The following is a 15461-nucleotide window of genomic DNA, read 5'->3' as shown; positions in this document are numbered from 1 at the left end:
GTGATATGCCGTAAATTTTGCGTATAAGTCGGCGTTCCCGAGAGGAACGTGCAGTTCGCCCGACCTGTTGTGGAGAGGCCATGGACGTACACACCCGCCTTGCCCGCCACCTGCTCGTCGACGGCTACCGCCTCGTTCTCGACCTGGAGCTCAGCCACGGCTCCTGGCTCGTCGACGCCCGGAACGGCCGCCGTTACCTGGACTTCTACACCTTCTTCGCCTCCGCCCCGCTCGGCGTGAACCCGCCGTTCGACCCGGACTTCGCCCTCCTGCTCGGCCAGGTCGCCCGCAACAAGCCGGCCAACCCCGACATCTACACCGAGCACCTGGCCGACTTCGTCGACACGTTCGTCCGTGTGCTCGGCGACCCCGCGCTGCCGCACCTGTTCTTCGTCGAAGGCGGTGCCCTCGCCGTCGAGAACGCGCTCAAGACCGCCTTCGACTACAAGAGCCGCCGCAACGAGGCCGCGGGCAGGTCACGCGACCTGGGCACCAAGGTCCTGCACCTGACGAAGGCCTTCCACGGGCGCAGCGGCTACACGATGAGCCTGACCAACACCGAGCCGGGCAAGATCGACCGCTTCCCCCGGTTCGACTGGCCGCGGATCGACGTGCCCGCCGTGCACTTCGGCGACGTGGCGGCGGCCGAGGAGCGCGCGCTCGCGCAGGCGCGTGCCGCGTTCGAGCGCCATCCGCACGACATCGCCTGCTTCATCGCCGAGCCGATCCAGGGGGAGGGCGGCGACAACCACATGCGGCCCCAGTTCCTGCAGGCCATGCAGCACATGTGCCACGAGTACGACGCCCTGTTCGTCCTCGACGAGGTCCAGACGGGCGGCGGGACGACCGGCACGCCCTGGGCGTACCAGCAGTTGGGGCTCGCTCCCGATGTCGTCGCGTTCGCCAAGAAGGTCCAGGTGGGCGGGATCATGGCGGGCGGCAGGGTGGACCAGGTGCCGGACAACGTGTTCCAGCAGAGCGGCCGGATCAACTCGACGTGGGGCGGCGGCCTCGTGGACATGGTGCGCAGCCGGGGCATCCTGGAGATCATCGAACGCGACGACCTGATCGCCCGTGCCGGGAGTCTGGGCAACCTGCTGCTCGAACGCCTCACCAAACTGGAGGCCGAGCGCCCCGAGTCCCTGTCGAACGTGCGCGGCAGGGGCATGATGTGCGCGTTCGACCTGCCGGACCAGGCCGCGCGCGACGCGCTGGTGACCCGGCTCAGGGAGGATCACGGGGTGCTGGTGCTGCCCTGCGGGCCGCGTTCCGTCCGCCTGCGCCCCGCGCTGAACATCCCCGAGGCCGACATCGACCACGGCCTCCAAGCCCTGTCGGCGGCGCTCACCGCGTGAAGCAGGTGGCGCTGCGGCCGGGGGCGCTCACTGCGTGATGCTGGTGGCGCTGCGGCGCGGTCCGAAGTAGCGCCAGAAGAAGTTGAGCAGCACGCTGACCCGGTTGCGCCCGCCCAGCAGGTAGGCCACGTGCACGAAGATCCACGCCAGCCAGGCCGGCAACCCGTGCATGGTCAGCCCGTTGGAGAGCTGCAACACCGCCTCCGCCTTGCCGACGGTGGCCATGATGCCCGGATCGCGATAGGTGAACCGCTCCAGCGGCCTGCCCTGCGAGGCCGCGATGATCTGCTGTCCGACGTGCTTGCCCATCTGCAGCGCCGGCTGGGCGAGCTGCGGCGGCGCGTCGGGCGGCCCCGACAGGTCGCCGGCCACGAAGATCTCGGGATGGCCGGGCAGGTGCAGAGCCTCCGTCAGCGTCACCCGGCCGCCCTTGCCCTGCGGCAACCCCCAGTCGGACACTTGCTCGGGCGCGGTGACGCCGAGCGCCCACACGGTCACGTCGCTCGGCAGCCTCGTGCCGTCGGCCAGCACCACCGCGTCCGCCTCCACCGCCGCGACCGTGGAGCCGAGCCGCAGCCGCACACCCCGTGCGCGCAGCGCCTTGGCCGCCTGGTCGCGCAGGCGCGGCTTGTACGGGGCCAGCACGTAGTCGAAGCGCTCGACCAGGGTCACGCTCGTCTGGTCCGGCCTGATCTCGGGATGCGTCAGCGGCATCGTCCGCCGGCGCAGCTCGGCCAGCGTGCCCGCCGTCTCCACCCCCGTCGCGCCCGCGCCCACCACCACGACGTGCATGCTGGGGCGCTTGCCCGTCGCGGTGTCCTCCAGATAGTGCTGCAGGCGCCGCCGCAACTCCGCCGCGTCATGGAGGGAGTACATCGGCAGCGAGTGCTCGCGCGCCCCCTCGACGTTGAGCCAGTTGGTGGTGACGCCGGTGGCGACCACCAGATAGTCGTAGTCGAGCCCGGTCCCGTCATCGAACTCCACGCGCCGCTCGTCCGGCAGCACCTTGCGCAGCACCGCGCGGCGCGCCCGCACGTTAGGCCACCTGGCGGCGAAGGTGCGGGTCGGATAGGACACGTCGGACGTGCCCATCCCGGCCGTGGCGACCTGGTAGAGCAGGGGCTGGAAGGTGGAGTACGGGTTGCGGTCGACGAGCGTCACCAGCGCGCCGCCCTTCGCCAGCTCCCGGGTGGCGGCCAGTCCCGCGAAGCCGGCTCCCACGACCACGACACGCGCTCTCTGCACCATGACAAGGTCCTTCCCCGCGAACACCGTCATGGATGCCTATAGCACCACCAGCATCTCCTAAACCACCCTGCAAGCCTCGCACCGCGACGGCCGGCGAACGTCCCGCGCGCGGGACGCGCCACCGACGCGGAGGTCCGGCTCGACCACTGCCGAAAGGGTGTGCGTCCGGGGCACGGTCACCGAGGCCCGCCTCCCGCTTTCCGGGCACGCCGAAAAGGCCGATGTCGGCCGTGATCAGGGGGCGGCCGGGAAGGGGCCTGGCCCAACCGGGTGAGGCTTACTCCTGGCGCGACTGCCACAGCCCGATGGCGGTGACCCGGGAGGCGACGCCGAGCTTGGCGTAGATACGGTTGACGTGGTTCTTGACGGTCTTCTCGCTGAGGAACAGGCGCTGCGCGATCTGGCCGTTCGACTGGCCCGTGGCGATCAGGTCCATGACTTCGGCCTCGCGCTTGCTCAGGGACGTGAGCACGCTGTCGAACGCTGCGTCGTCGACTCTCATCCGGCCTCCGGGGGGCGGGCAGACGGTCACATCGCCGGCCCCCGTGCTTCCGGCGTTAACGGTAGACAGCGAGCATAACTCGCATTGTCATAATTTGGGGCCGTTGTCGGGAGAAAACGACAACGGCCGGTCCCGAAGGACCGGCCGTTCGCGCTTGGGGTGAGTGAAGGGACTTGAACCCTCGGCATCCAGGACCACAACCTGGCGCTCTACCAACTGAGCTACACCCACCATGGCCGCCGCTGTCGTGGCGGCACAGGAAAAGTGTAGCGGGGTTCGGGAGTCTTTACGCCACTCCTTTAGTTGCTGACCCGCTCCGCCAGCGATCTGGCGGTCGTCGAATCCGGCCCCGGCTGGCCCACGAAGATGGCCGCCCGGTAGTAACGCAGCTCCCTGATGCTCTCCGTGATGTCGGCCAGAGCCCGGTGTCCGCCCTGCTTCTCGGGCGCGGCGAAATAGACCCGGGGATACCACCGGCGGGCCAGCTCTTTGATCGACGAGACGTCGACCATCCGATAGTGCAGATAGCCGTCCACCCCGGGCATGTCGCGCGCCAGGAACGTGCGGTCCGTGCCGATCGAGTTGCCGCACAGCGGCGCCTTCTTCGGCTCGGGCACGTGCCGGCGGATGTAGTCGAGCACGAGCGACTCGGCCTCCGCCAAGGTCACGCCGCCGGCCAGCTCGGGCAGCAGCCCCGAGTTGGTGTGCATGTCACGCACCACCTGCGACATCTGCTCCAGCGACTCCGGCGGCGGCTTGATCACCACGTCGACGCCGGTGTCCACCTGATTGAGCTCGCTGTCGGTGATGACGCACGCCACCTCGACGAGCGCGTCGCGGCTCAGGTCGAGCCCGGTCATCTCACAGTCGATCCAGACCAGCAAGTCACTCATTCGATCTCCTCGCCCAGCGGCTCGGAGCAATCCGCCCGCTTCTACCCCTCCAGCCTAGTGCCACTGGTCATGCGGGCTTGAGTGAGCTGAGGACCTTGCCGACCACGTCTGTGCCCATATTGTCGGGAACGGAGACGTACACCAGTGCCGGGCTCTCACCCGCGCCGCGGTCCATCAGCACGATCGCGCCGTTCTCCTTCTTCCACTTGTAGCCCTTCTCCTCGGACACCTTGGTGAAGTCGAGCTCGAACTGCAGCACCCAGGCGTCACGGTCACCGATCTTCATCGCCTTGTCCTGCAGGATCTTGCTCTCGTGCGCGAGGGTGTAGTACCTGGTGGAGAAGTCGACGAAGACCGTCTTCGCCGTCTCGCTCATGCCTGAGGCGCCGCTGTAGGGATAGAGCTCGTTCAGCACCGAGGTGTAGACGTTGCCGACCCAGTCGTTCGTGCCCTCGTAGTCCTGCTGCGAGATGCCCTGCACGCCGCCCGACCACTGCTGCTCGGTCGGCTGCCCGTTGTTGATCTCGGCGGACCGCGGGACCGTCCACTTGTCGGGCACCTCGAAGGAGACGCCCGCCTTCGGGTCGGTGACGCGGCCGCCGTCCGCCTTGGGCAGGTCGGCGCTCTGGCCGGGCGGCTGGCTGGGCAGCGGCTCGTTGCTGGGCGGCTCCTGAGTCTCGAACGTGTCGCTCGGCCTCGAAGGCGACGCGACCTCCGTGCTGTCGCTCCGGTTGATGAAGAAGATCCCGGCCACCACGATCAGCGCGACGACCACGAGCGCCGCCAGCCCGCCGAACACCCAGGGCAGCGGATTGCTCTGCTTGGGCGGCGGCCCGTAGCCGGGCCCGGGCAGCGGCGAGCCACCCCACTGGACGGACGGCTGCCCGTAGGCGTGCTGCTCACCCGTGGGCTGCCCGTACTGCCCGTACGCGGGCTGTCCACCTGATGGGGGCTGCCCGTACGCGGGCTGGCCGCCTGATGGGGGTTGCCCGTACGCGGGCTGTCCACCTGATGGGGGTTGCCCGTACGCGGGCTGCTCCCCGGAGGCCTGGCCGCCTGAGGCCTGGCCTCCTGAAGGCTGGCCGCCCGAAGGCTGGCCGTACGTGGGCTGGCCGTAGGTCGGCTGGCCGAACTGGAGCGTGGGATTCGCCGGCGTCGCCGACCAGTCGTGGCCGCCGGAGGCGCCCGATGGACCGGAAGGGCCCGCCGGGCCCACCGGGCCGGACTGTGGTTGTCGCTGAGGGCCGGAGGCCGGCTGCTGGGGCCCGCCAGGACCCTGCTCCTGGGCGTGCGTGGCGTCGGTCCACTGGTTGCCGTCCCACCAGCGGAGCTGGGGCTCTCCGTAGGGGTCCGGGTACCAGCCCGCGGGGGTCTGCGTGGTCATGTTCGCCAGATTAGTAAGAACCGCTTTGATATGCATTGCTGGCCGGAGATCAGCACTTGTACGTGAAGCTCGCCTTGTCCGTGCGCACCGGCCCCGGAGTGAGGATCTTCAGCGTCGCGGTGGCCTTGACGTTGCTCTTTCCGCTGAGCGACCACCGCAGCGGCACCGTGTACGACGTCTGATCCGCGTTCGTGCGCAGCGTTCCTTTCACGACGACCTTGTCGAGGTTCTTGCGCCACTCGTAGGTGACCTGGCCGGGCGCCCCGTTGGTGACGACCTTGGCGTTGATCAGCACGACGCTGTCGCAGCGCTGCGTCTTCTTCGGCGCGACCACGTTGATCGAGGTGACCGCCAGCGCCGGCGCGTTGCCCAGCTTGAACCAGGCCAGGACCGCCCCGGCCATGATGGCCGCGAAGACGGCCGTGGCGAGGACCGTGCGCCGCCGGCGCTTGCGTGACGCCTTGGTCAGCCGGGCGCCAGGGTGCTGCTCGGTGGCGGCCTCGTCCCGGCCGCCGCGCCAGATCCGCTCGGCCGGCGTCTCCGGCCCCTGCGGCTGGGTGCCGATGCCCGGCCCGAACCGCACGGGTCCTGCCGACTGGCCGGGCACGTGCAGGAGCGTGACGATGTCGCCCTCGTCCCTCGGCACGATCGGAGCCCGCGCGTACGCCGGCGCCTGGGCGAACGCCGACCTGCCCCGGGCCGCCTGCGCCAGCCGGTCCCTGCTGACCACGCCGCCGGGCAGCACCGCCCGCTCCGCGACCAGCGTGTCCCGGGCGGCGGCCAGGCCCAGCGTGCCGGCCATGGCCGCGACCCGCTCGAACAACTCGGCGGCCCGCGAGGAGCCGGGCCCGAACGCGGCCGCCAGCCCGCGGGCCAGCGACGCCCATCCCGCCGCGTCCCGCTCGCGCGGGGAGACCTGGGCGCGGATGGCGTCGGACAGGCCGCGTTCCGACAGCAGCGCGGCGCCCTCCGCCGTGACCACCACCGTGCCCGGGTGCACCGAGCCGTGCGTGATCCCGGCGGCATGCAGCGCCGCCAGGGTGTGGGCCGTCTCCACCAGCACCGACGCCGCGCCGCCCGGATCGATCGGCCCGGCGGCGAGCAGATCGCCCAGGGTGGGGCTGACGGCCTGCCCGGTGAGCAGCCAGACCTGGTCGCCGGCGGCGACCACGTCCGCCACCGGGATCAGCCCGGTCATGCCGCCCAGCACGAGCCGCTGGTCGGTCATGACCGCGGCCACCACGCGGTCGCGCACGCCGGGAGACCCGATGATCTTCGGGTCGAACAACAACGCCCCCGCCCTGCGGCCGTCGGGTGAGATGGCGTCGATCCAGTTGCCGAGTTCGGTCATCCAGGTGTGCTCGGTAAGCCGGAATCCGGCGATACCGTGTCCAGGGTTGGTCATCCCCTCGCCCCCCGGCGCTTTTCTAACGCTTCCTTCTGTGGCGGCCCGCCATGCGGCGTCTCACCGCAAGTGTGACCGGAATGGCGCCGGACGTCACCAGGCCGAGTGCGAGCAGTGCCGCCTGAGCCTTGCTCGCACTGTCGAGTCGTGGCTCCTGGGGCACCGGCTCTTCGCCGCCGGTGGGTTCGTTGCCGCCCGTGGGCTCGCCCTTGGTCGGCACCTCGCTGTCCGTCGGGGTCTCCACGGTCCTGGTGGTGGTGGGCGAGGGCTCGGCCGTTGTGGGGACCGGGCGCGGCGGCCGGGTCGTGGCCGGCGGCGTGGTTCTGGGCGGGGTGGGCGGAGCGGTGCCGTCGCCGTTCTCGTTGATCTGGCCGGTCAGGTCGGGATCGGGGGTCGGGCTGGCGGTCGGCGTCGGCTTCGTGCTCTTGGCAGGCGTCTTGACGGGGGTCGGCGTGGGTCGGCGCGTGGGCCTGCGCGAGGGCGTCCTGACGGGCCGGGTGGCCGTCGGCAGCACGGGCGGCGGCGCGGCGCTCTGCGTGACCGTGGGATCCGGGGTGGTCTCGTCGAGGGTGGGCTCGGGTTCGGGCTCGGTCTCGGCCGGCTCCGGCGTGGCGGGAACGGCCGTGGTCGGCGTGACCTGACTGGTCTGCGCCCGCAGCACGGGCTCCCCGGCCGAGGCGTTGACGACGACCACGGCCACGGCGGCCAGCACGCCGACGGTGGCCGCGCCGATGGCGACCTTCGCGGGCAGTTTCCGCAGGATGCGCGACGGGTCGCGGAACCTGGTCTCGGCCAGCGCGGTCTGCACCAGCCCCGGCTCCTCCAGGGCGCTCGGGAAGAGCAGGACCAGCAGGCCCGCGAGGGCGGCCAGGCGGCGGCGGCCGCGCTCCTCCCAGTCCGGCCCGTAGGCCCCGGCCGCGACGGCCTCCAACTCGGTCAGGAACGCCTCCGCAGACGGCGGCCGATCGCCCGCGTGCTTGGCCAGGCCGCGCTCGATCAGGCCGCGCAGCGGCGCGGGCACGTCGTCGACCGGCGGCGGCGTGCTCTGGTGCTGCCGGGCCAGCGCGGCGAGGTTGGGCGCGCGGTAGGGCCGGACGCCCGTCAGGCATTCGAAGAACACCACGGTCGCCGCGTACACGTCCGTGGACGGCGCCGCTGGACCGCCCGACCACTGCTCCGGCGCCATGTACGGCGGCGTGCCCGCGGCACTCGCGCCCTCGCCCGCACGGACCGCGATGCCGAAGTCCACGAGCTTGCTGGTGCCCTCGCCCTCCACCATCACGTTCTCGGGCTTGAAGTCGCGGTGCACGACCCCGATCGCGTGGGCGGAGGCCAGACCTTGGAGCGAGCCCTTCAGGACCGTGAGGGCCGCCTCAGGGCCCGTGGGGCCCTCTGACCGGAGCATCTCGCGCAGCGACACCCCGTTGATCAGCTCCATGACGATCGCCGCGCCGTGGCCGGTCTCGACGTAGTCGATCAGCCTGGCGTGGTGCACGCTCTGGAGCGTGCCGAGCAGTCGTGCCTCATGCCGGAAGCGGGCGACGAAGCCCACGTCCGCTCTCAGCTCGTCGCTGAGATACTTGATGGCCACCTCGACGCCGTCGTGGTCGCGCCTGGCCAGCACCACACGTCCGGCGGATCCCGAGCCGAGCTCGCGGACTTCGGTGTAGCCAGGGACCCCCCACTGCCCATCACCGTACATAACGGTCTCCTCTGGAGTTGTTTGGGCCCCCACCCTCATCAAACGGTCCGTAGCTTAACCAGAGGGAACCGCTTTCCCGCTACTGATATCCCGATAAGTGTGTCTTACCTGGCTATTCGATCTTCTCTGAAGATTCGGGGCGCGGGGTCTTGGTGGCGGTCTCCTCCTGCTCCGGCTCCTCCTCTTCCTCATCATCGGAGGGGCACGCGGCCGTGGTCCCGCTCGCGCTGTCGCTGCCGCCGGCCGCCGCCGGGTCGGTCGAGGCGGTCACGGACCACTTCATGCCGCAGGAGATCTTCCCCTGGTAGACGAAGGTCTGGGTGTACGTCGTCTCGCCGGACAGGGTGGCCGACTGCGAATCGCCGCCCTCGCCGACCGAGAATCGCACGGTCAGGCGTACCGGCTGGGTGTTCGCCGTGGTCACCGAGACGGTCGCGGTGAGCCCGTCACCGGGGCCGGCCCGCACGATCGACACCCGCCGCACCTGCGCCGGGCACGTCACCGTGGCCCGCGCGGTGGCCGTTCTGCCGCCCGCGCTCACCCGCACCGACAACGTCGAGCCGCAGGGGCGGGTCCTGAAGGTGTAGGTGAAGGCCCGCGAGTAGGCGGTCCGGCCCGACAGGGTGGCCGAACGGGTGGCGACCGAGTCGCCGTTCACCGCGAACTCCGCCCGCACCGGGATCTCCGCCGGGCCGCTGGCGGTCAGCCTGACCCGGGCGGTGGCCGTGCGGCCGGGTGCCGCCGGCACGTTCAGGCTGACGCGCAGCCCGGTCACCCTCGTCGGGCAGGCCGGCAGGGGCTGCGAGGCCCTTCTGGCGCCGCCGGGCGCGGCGGGGGAGGTGGTGACGGTCAGCGTGACCGGCCCGCCGCAGGCGCGCTCGCCCATGGACCACGTGAGCGCCTGGGTGTAGGACCTGGCGCCGCTCAGGCGCAGGCGCTGGGTGCGGCCGTTCGTGCCGGGGGCCGTCCAGGTGGCGGTGGCGATGACGGTGCCGGTGCCGCTGGTGGTCAGGGTGACGGTGCCACCGGCGACCGAGCCCTCGCTGACCGTGAGACGGCCCAGCGTCACGCCGAGCACCGTCGTGGCCGGCGCCGGCGTCTGGACCGTCGGGGTCGGGGTCGGGGTCGGGGTGGGGGTCGGGGTGGGCGTCGGTGTCGGCGTGGGAGTTGGCGTCGGGGTCGGCGTGGGCGTCGGGGTGCGCGTCCTGGTCCGGGTCGGCGTGGACGTAGGCGTGCGGGTTCTGATTCGTGTCGGGGTCGCGGTCGGGGTGCGGGTTCTGGTCCGCGTCGGGGTGGCCTTGGGGCGCTCGGCCGGCGTGGTGGCCGCCGGCGCGAGGGAGCTCGTGGGCGTCTCCTCGGGCACTAACACCGCCGGCGACTCCTGCGGCGCGACCTCGGGCGTGCTCTCGGGCGTCGTCTCCGGCGTCGGCTCCGGCGTCGGCTCGGGCGTCGGCTCGGGCGTCGGCTCGGGGGTGGTCTCCGGGGCGGACGGAATGATCGCCGCAGGCTCCGTCGTGCCCTGGGACGGCGGGCCGGCCGCCGCCGCGCCGATCCCCTCCGCAGGCGGTTGCGGCCGGTTGGTCAGCACGACCACCACGGCCACGGTCACCACCGTGGCCAGCACGCCGCCCATGGCGACCCGCACCGCGCTCGACTGCAGCCCGTTCGAGCGCAGTTTCCTGAACACGGTCCTGGCCAGCGACGTGGAGACCTCGGGCGGCGGCCCCTGGGGCATGGGCAGCAGCAGGGCGAGCAGGGCCACGAGCGCGGCCAGCCGCCGCTTGCCGCGCTCCTCCCAGTCCTCCCCGTACGCCGCCCGCGCGGTGCTCTCCAGCTCCGTCACGAACGCCTCGGCGCTCGCCGGCCGCTGCGCGGGATCCTTGGCCAGGCCGCGCCTGATCAGCCCGCGCACCGGCTCCGGCGCGTCGTGGAAGGGCACGGGGGCGTGCACGTGCTGGTAGCCGAGCACGCTGGGCTCGGTGGAGCGGTAGGGCCGGTGGCCGGTCAGGCACTCGAAGAAGACGGCGGTGGCCGCGTACACGTCGGTCGACGGCGAGGCGGGCCGCCCGTCCCACAACTCGGGCGCCATGTACGGAGGCGTGCCCTCGGGAACCGAGGCCGTGCCCTGGCGGACGGCGATGCCGAAGTCGACGAGCTTGCTCACGCCGTCGTCGCGGACGAGGACGTTCTCCGGCTTGTAGTCGCGGTGCACCAGGCCCATCGCGTGCGCCCTGGCCAGGCCGAGCAGCGAGCCCTTCAGCACGACCAGCGCCGCCTCCGGCTCGGTCACGCCGTTCTCGCGCAGCAGCGCGCGCAGCGAGACGCCGTTGACCAGCTCCATCACGATGGCCGCGCCGCCGGCGTCCTGGATGTACTCCCACATCGTGGCGATGTTCGGATCGCGCAACGTGGTCAGCAGCCGCGCCTCCGACTGGAACCTGGCCAGGGCGGCGGGATCGCGCCGTAACTCCTCGGACAGGTATTTGATCGCGACCTGCACACCGGTCTCGTCATGTACGGCCAGCGCGACGCGCCCGCTGGCGCCCACGCCAATTCGCTTGATCTCGGTATATCCGGGAGCGCTCCACTCCATTTTGCCTCTCCCATCGGAGCCGGCCCACCAGATGAGACGTGCGATCAAGGGGTCAGGTTTTCCAGGTGGTGCCGAATTTATGGAACTACTCCCGATGGAGGATGTGAACAGGCGTATCGATACCTTCTGGGAGCAGAGAATCACGCTCTGGCTCGCCCCACGACGTGACCAGGGGAAGCACGCCGGCCCACACCGGCAAGTCGTAGTCCTCCTCCTCGTCCTTGGGCCCGCCGCGCCGGATCTTGACCGACGCCTCCTCCAGCGACAGCGCCAGCACGGCCGTGGCGGCGAGCTCCTTGCGCGAGGGAAGCCTGACGTAGTCCCACTGGCCCGGGGCGAGCTGCTCGGACAGGGCCCGCAGGCCCTCCATGCGCTCATCGGGATCGGTCACCAGCCGGGCCGCGCCGTAGATGACCGCCGAGCGGTAGTTGACGGAGTGGTGGAAGATCGAGCGGGCCAGCACGATGCCGTCCACGTGCGTGACCGTGACGCACACCTCGCCGCCGTCGCCCGTGCGCAGCGACGTGGCGCCGGTGGAGCCGTGCAGGTAGAGGGTCTCGCCGACGCGCCCGTAGCCGGTGGGCACGACCATGGGGTGGCCGTTCACCACCACGCCCAGGTGGCAGACCAGTCCGGAGTCGAGCACCTCGTACAGGTCGTCTCTGTCGGTGCTGCCGCGCTGCTTCTCGCGGCCGAGCGTGGTGCGGGGTGTGGTGGAGAGCATGATTCGACCGTAACGACGAAGTGGACCTATTCTGTAGGGCCACTACCGACCCCTTCGCGAAGACCACTTCTGTGCGCACCCACGTTGACCTGCCCGTATCTCTATCACGACGCTCCGGCACGCCGCTCACGACGCAGCTCGCCGACTGGCTGCGCCGCGCCATGCTGGCCGGCACGCTGGCCTCCGGCGAGCGGCTGCCGTCCACGCGCGCCCTCGCGACCCAGCTCGTGGTCAGCAGGACCGTGGTGACGGAGGCGTACCAGCAGCTCTACGCGGAGGGGTGGCTGGACGGGCGGCACGGCTCGGGCACGTTCGTGGCCGACATGGAACGGCCGCCGCCGCCGCGCGAGAGCCCGTACGTGCCGGCGCCCGAGCCGCCCCCGGTGGACGCGATCAACCTGCGGCCCGGCGAGCCATGGGTGCGCGACTACGACCGGGCGGCCTGGAAGCGGGCCTGGCGCAAGGCCGCCGACCTGCCGCCCGGCGCCGAGCCCGACCCCTACGGACTGCCGCACCTGCGGGAGTTGCTCGCCGACCACCTCAGGCGGGCCAGAGGCATGGCCGTCGGCCCCGAGAACATCCTGGTCACCAGGGGCACCGGCAACGGCCTCGACCTGTGCGCGCTGGCCCTGCTCGGCTCGGGCGCGCGGGCCGGCGTCGAGGACCCGGGCTACCACGTGGCGCGCACGGTGTTCGCGGCCAGGGGCGCGCAGGTGGTGCCGTGCCCGGTGGACGAGGACGGCGTGATCGTCGAGGAGCTGCCCGGCGATCTGCGGGTGCTCTACACCACGCCCGCGCACCAGTACCCGCTGGGCGGCCGGCTGCCGATCCCGCGCAGGGAGCGCCTGCTGGCCTGGGCCAGGAGCACGGGCGCGACCATCGTGGAGGACGACTACGACGCCGAGTTCCGCTACGACGTGGCCCCGTTGCCCGCCCTCTACGGCCTCGACCCCTCCCGCGTGGTGCTCCTGGGCACGCTTTCCAAGATCCTCGCGCCGGACGTGGGCGTCGGCTGGCTGGTGGGCGAGCCGGAGCTGGTCGGCAGGATCGCCGGCCTGCGCCGCGCGGTGGCCGACCGCACCAGCGGCCCCGTGCAGCAGGCCGTGGCCACCCTCCTGGAGCGCGGTGACCTGGACCGGCACCTGCGCAGGATGCGCCTGGAGTACGCCCGCCGCCGCGCCGCCGTCGTCGAGCTCCTCGGCCCCGTCTGCCGCCTGCGCGGCGACACGGCCGGGCTGCACGTCCTGGCGGAGCTGCCCGCGGCCGTGGCGCCCGTCGTGGTCGAGCGGGCCAGGGAGCGCGGCGTCCTGCTCGACGCGACCGAGCGCCACCACCACGGCCGCGCCCGCCTGACCGGCCTGGTGATCGGGTACGGCTCCGCCTCGCTCCCGGAGGTCCGCCGCGGTTGCGCCGTGCTCGCCGGGCTCATCCAGGACGCTCAGGCGGAGCCGGTCAGGTCTGCTCCTCTATAGGCGGCTTCAGCTCACGCAGGACCGGGAGGGCGCGGGTGGCGTACAGCGGGTCCACCGGCAGCACGTGCCGGGCCCACCAGCGGGCCGGGCCCGGATGCGGGGAGGCCACGGTGAACGCGGGGGCGTAGTCGTCGTACGGCGGGTCGTAGAGGTAGCCCGTCGCGACCCCGCGCCGCTCCAGCTCGGCGATGGCCGCGTCGCGCTCGCGGACCAGCAGCGGCACCCGGAACAGCGGCTGGTCGAGGTGGTCGCGCACGGCGGGCGCGACCGTGGGCAGCCCGGCCAGCAGCTCGACGCCCGCCAGCCGCCGGGGCCGGTCGGCGGGGACCTTGGCCAGGCGCCTCGACCGGTACCACTGGATCAGGCGGCCGCGCCGGGCGCGGTAGTGGTGCAGGTCGGCGCGTACCCACTGGTCGAAGGGCGGCAGCGCGGGCACGTGCCGCAGCGCCTCCGCGAGCCCCTGCGGGTCGAGGGCGATGCGGTAGCCGTCGCGCTCCTCCTGCATGCCGAGGGCGCGCATGAGCTTGAGCGCCGGGCGGACGCGGTCGAGCTTGAGCGCTCCCTGGCGGGCCATCGAGGTGGCCACGCTGAGCAGGTCGGCCCGCCAGGAGCCACCGGTCAGCAGCGCGTCGCGGGCCTGCGTGAGGGCGCGCAGGTCGGACTCGTGCTCGACGGCCAGGACGCCGCCCGAGCCCGCGCTCGCGTGCTTGGAGAGGCTGAAGACCCCCGCCTGGCCGAACGTCCCCAGCGGGCGCCCGCCGACGGCGGTCTCCATGGCGTGCGCCACGTCCTCGATCAGGATCTTTCCGGCGAATGCGGAGACGCGGTCGGGCAGGCCGTACAGGTTGGTCGTCAGGACGGCGTCCACCGAGGCGAGATCGACCCGCGAGACGTCGATGTTGCCGTCGCGGGGGGAGAGCGGCGCGATCACCGGTCGCAGTCCGGCGGCGAGCACGAGGAAGAGGATCTCGTCAGCCGAGATCGGCGACATGAGCAGCCGCTGGCCGGGCGTGCACCAGTGGCGTAGTGCGAGGTAGAGGCCGACGCGGTTGGACGGTAGCGACAGGCAGTGACGGCCCGTGCGCTCTGCGATGAGCTTCACCCTTGCAGGACACTACGGAGTCTGCCGTACGTTTTCAACGCCTTGTCCGCGGTCTTCAGCAGCAAGGGGTTGGCCAGGACCGTGGCGCGGGTCTTGCGCGCCGGCACGCGCACCATCCAGTGCACGGCCGCCGCCGGGCTGAGCCGGGCCACCCGCCCCTCGCAGACCTGGAGCTCGCCGGTCTTGAGCTTGTCCTTGTACTCCTTCTGGCCACGGCCCATGTCGATCATCTGGATCCCCGACTTGGCGGCGTGCTCGGCCATCCCCAGGTGGTGGATCAGGCCGGGGGAGTATTTCGCGAAATGGGGGTCGTAGGCGGGGAACCAGCCGACCAGCGTCTTACGCGTGCGCAGCCCGAAATGCCCCGCCACCGGCCGGTCGTCCGCGTAGACCATGTCCAGCACCCCGGCGAAGTCGTCGGACTGGGTGGCCAGCAGCCGCTCGACCAGCTCCACGATCCACCGGTGGGAGAACCTGTCGGTGCGGCCCGTGCGGCGATATTGGTCGGTCTTCCAGCTCAGCAGCGTGTGCAGGGGCTCCAGGTCGGTGGTGGCGTAGACGTGGCGCGTCGTCCCCGCCTCACGCTGGAGCTTGCGCGCCTTGGCCAGGGTGGTCTTGTACGTCTTGCCGGAGTTTTCCCGCAGCCAGCCGGCGTAGGTCTCATAGCCGTCGCTCAGGTCGATGATCGGCGACGGATGCCGCTCATAGTGCCCGGACAGCAGCGGCTGCCCCGACATGAGGTGGTCGAACTCGTAGACCGCCAGCCCGCAGTCCTTGATCAGCCGGCGCGGGTCGAGCTCGACGCCCTGGGCGAGGACGAGCCCCTGCGCGTCGGTCAGCCCCGCGGCCACCGGCTTGCCGATCCCGAGCGGATGTCGCTCAAAGGGGAAAAACCCGACAATGTCGGGACCGTCGGAGATAATGGCGACTCGCACGACGTCGCGAAGTTCGCTCACCGCGATCGTGAATTCGGGCGACAAAAAAGGGTTATCGAAGGCGGTGTCTGACTGCTGCAGGGCCCGCCATCGGCTCAGCTCTGATTGTCCCAGCTCACGGGGGAGAGCAACGGTTACGCGCATGG

12 protein-coding genes and 1 tRNA gene are annotated in these 15461 nt (G+C 71.6%); 2 read left to right on the top strand and 11 right to left on the bottom strand.

Annotated features, from left to right (window positions below; genetic code table 11):
* The first annotated feature begins 80 nt into the window (after nt 1–80).
* On the top strand, nt 81–1355 hold the full coding sequence (gene lat, locus ACWD0F_RS21725; RefSeq protein ID WP_449878094.1) for an L-lysine 6-transaminase: 1275 nt from the start codon (nt 81–83) through the stop codon (nt 1353–1355).
* A 27-nt stretch (nt 1356–1382) separates the two neighbouring features.
* Here the strand turns inward: lat and ACWD0F_RS21720 are convergent, their stop codons facing one another.
* From ACWD0F_RS21720 to ACWD0F_RS21680, 9 genes are all read right to left on the bottom strand, one after another.
* The gene (locus ACWD0F_RS21720; RefSeq protein ID WP_449878092.1) at nt 1383–2603 is read right to left on the bottom strand and encodes an NAD(P)/FAD-dependent oxidoreductase; all 1221 of its coding nucleotides are present in this window, start codon (nt 2601–2603) and stop codon (nt 1383–1385) included.
* A 277-nt stretch (nt 2604–2880) separates the two neighbouring features.
* Nucleotides 2881–3105 carry a helix-turn-helix domain-containing protein gene (locus tag ACWD0F_RS21715; RefSeq protein WP_449878090.1) on the bottom strand — a complete coding sequence of 75 codons (225 nt, stop codon included), beginning with the start codon at nt 3103–3105 and terminating at the stop codon, nt 2881–2883.
* Between the two features lie 155 nt (nt 3106–3260).
* Nucleotides 3261–3336, bottom strand: a tRNA-His gene (locus tag ACWD0F_RS21710).
* 68 nt (nt 3337–3404) lie between these two features.
* A complete protein-coding gene (gene orn / locus ACWD0F_RS21705; protein WP_449878088.1) occupies nt 3405–3998 on the bottom strand; it encodes an oligoribonuclease in 594 nt (197 codons plus the stop codon).
* A gap of 67 nt (nt 3999–4065) precedes the next feature.
* Nucleotides 4066–5382, bottom strand: coding sequence for a DUF2510 domain-containing protein (locus ACWD0F_RS21700; protein ID WP_449878086.1), 1317 nt, complete (start codon nt 5380–5382; stop codon nt 4066–4068).
* 49 nt (nt 5383–5431) lie between these two features.
* Nucleotides 5432–6787: a hypothetical protein gene (locus ACWD0F_RS21695; protein WP_449878084.1), complete on the bottom strand. Its 1356-nt coding sequence runs from the start codon at nt 6785–6787 to the stop codon at nt 5432–5434.
* 22 nt (nt 6788–6809) lie between these two features.
* Nucleotides 6810–8489, bottom strand: coding sequence for a serine/threonine-protein kinase (locus ACWD0F_RS21690; RefSeq protein WP_449878082.1), 1680 nt, complete (start codon nt 8487–8489; stop codon nt 6810–6812).
* 112 nt (nt 8490–8601) lie between these two features.
* Nucleotides 8602–11082, bottom strand: coding sequence for a protein kinase domain-containing protein (locus tag ACWD0F_RS21685; protein WP_449878080.1), 2481 nt, complete (start codon nt 11080–11082; stop codon nt 8602–8604).
* A gap of 85 nt (nt 11083–11167) precedes the next feature.
* On the bottom strand, nt 11168–11806 hold the full coding sequence (locus ACWD0F_RS21680) for a pyridoxamine 5'-phosphate oxidase family protein (protein WP_449878078.1): 639 nt from the start codon (nt 11804–11806) through the stop codon (nt 11168–11170).
* A gap of 71 nt (nt 11807–11877) precedes the next feature.
* Here ACWD0F_RS21680 and pdxR point away from each other — a divergent pair, with 71 nt between their 5' ends.
* Nucleotides 11878–13278 carry a MocR-like pyridoxine biosynthesis transcription factor PdxR gene (gene pdxR, locus ACWD0F_RS21675; protein WP_449878076.1) on the top strand — a complete coding sequence of 467 codons (1401 nt, stop codon included), beginning with the start codon at nt 11878–11880 and terminating at the stop codon, nt 13276–13278.
* Here the strand turns inward: pdxR and ACWD0F_RS21670 are convergent.
* A complete protein-coding gene (locus ACWD0F_RS21670) occupies nt 13259–14380 on the bottom strand; it encodes a DegT/DnrJ/EryC1/StrS family aminotransferase (RefSeq protein WP_449878074.1) in 1122 nt (373 codons plus the stop codon). The genes pdxR and ACWD0F_RS21670 overlap by 20 nt on opposite strands.
* Nucleotides 14377–15315, bottom strand: a complete 939-nt coding sequence (locus ACWD0F_RS21665; protein WP_449878073.1) for a GNAT family N-acetyltransferase — start codon at nt 15313–15315, stop codon at nt 14377–14379. Before ACWD0F_RS21665 ends, ACWD0F_RS21670 begins: the two co-directional genes overlap by 4 nt.
* Nucleotides 15316–15461: the final 146 nt, after the last annotated feature.

This window comes from Nonomuraea sp. NPDC002799, assembly GCF_053592075.1.
The sequence above is the reverse complement of the archived record's forward strand: the minus strand, read 5'-3'. Positions and strand labels throughout refer to the sequence as shown.

What these genes read in the sequence shown, in the direction of transcription:
- ACWD0F_RS21695 (WP_449878084.1), bottom strand. Translation starts at nt 6,787, where the DNA reads ATGACCAACCCTGGACACGGTATCGCCGGATTCCGGCTTACCGAGCAC.
- ACWD0F_RS21715 (WP_449878090.1), bottom strand. Translation starts at nt 3,105, where the DNA reads ATGAGAGTCGACGACGCAGCGTTCGACAGCGTGCTCACGTCCCTGAGC.
- lat (WP_449878094.1), top strand. Translation starts at nt 81, where the DNA reads ATGGACGTACACACCCGCCTTGCCCGCCACCTGCTCGTCGACGGCTAC.
- ACWD0F_RS21690 (WP_449878082.1), bottom strand. Translation starts at nt 8,489, where the DNA reads ATGTACGGTGATGGGCAGTGGGGGGTCCCTGGCTACACCGAAGTCCGC.
- ACWD0F_RS21680 (WP_449878078.1), bottom strand. Translation starts at nt 11,806, where the DNA reads ATGCTCTCCACCACACCCCGCACCACGCTCGGCCGCGAGAAGCAGCGC.
- ACWD0F_RS21700 (WP_449878086.1), bottom strand. Translation starts at nt 5,382, where the DNA reads ATGACCACGCAGACCCCCGCGGGCTGGTACCCGGACCCCTACGGAGAG.
- ACWD0F_RS21685 (WP_449878080.1), bottom strand. Translation starts at nt 11,082, where the DNA reads ATGGAGTGGAGCGCTCCCGGATATACCGAGATCAAGCGAATTGGCGTG.
- orn (WP_449878088.1), bottom strand. Translation starts at nt 3,998, where the DNA reads ATGAGTGACTTGCTGGTCTGGATCGACTGTGAGATGACCGGGCTCGAC.
- ACWD0F_RS21720 (WP_449878092.1), bottom strand. Translation starts at nt 2,603, where the DNA reads ATGGTGCAGAGAGCGCGTGTCGTGGTCGTGGGAGCCGGCTTCGCGGGA.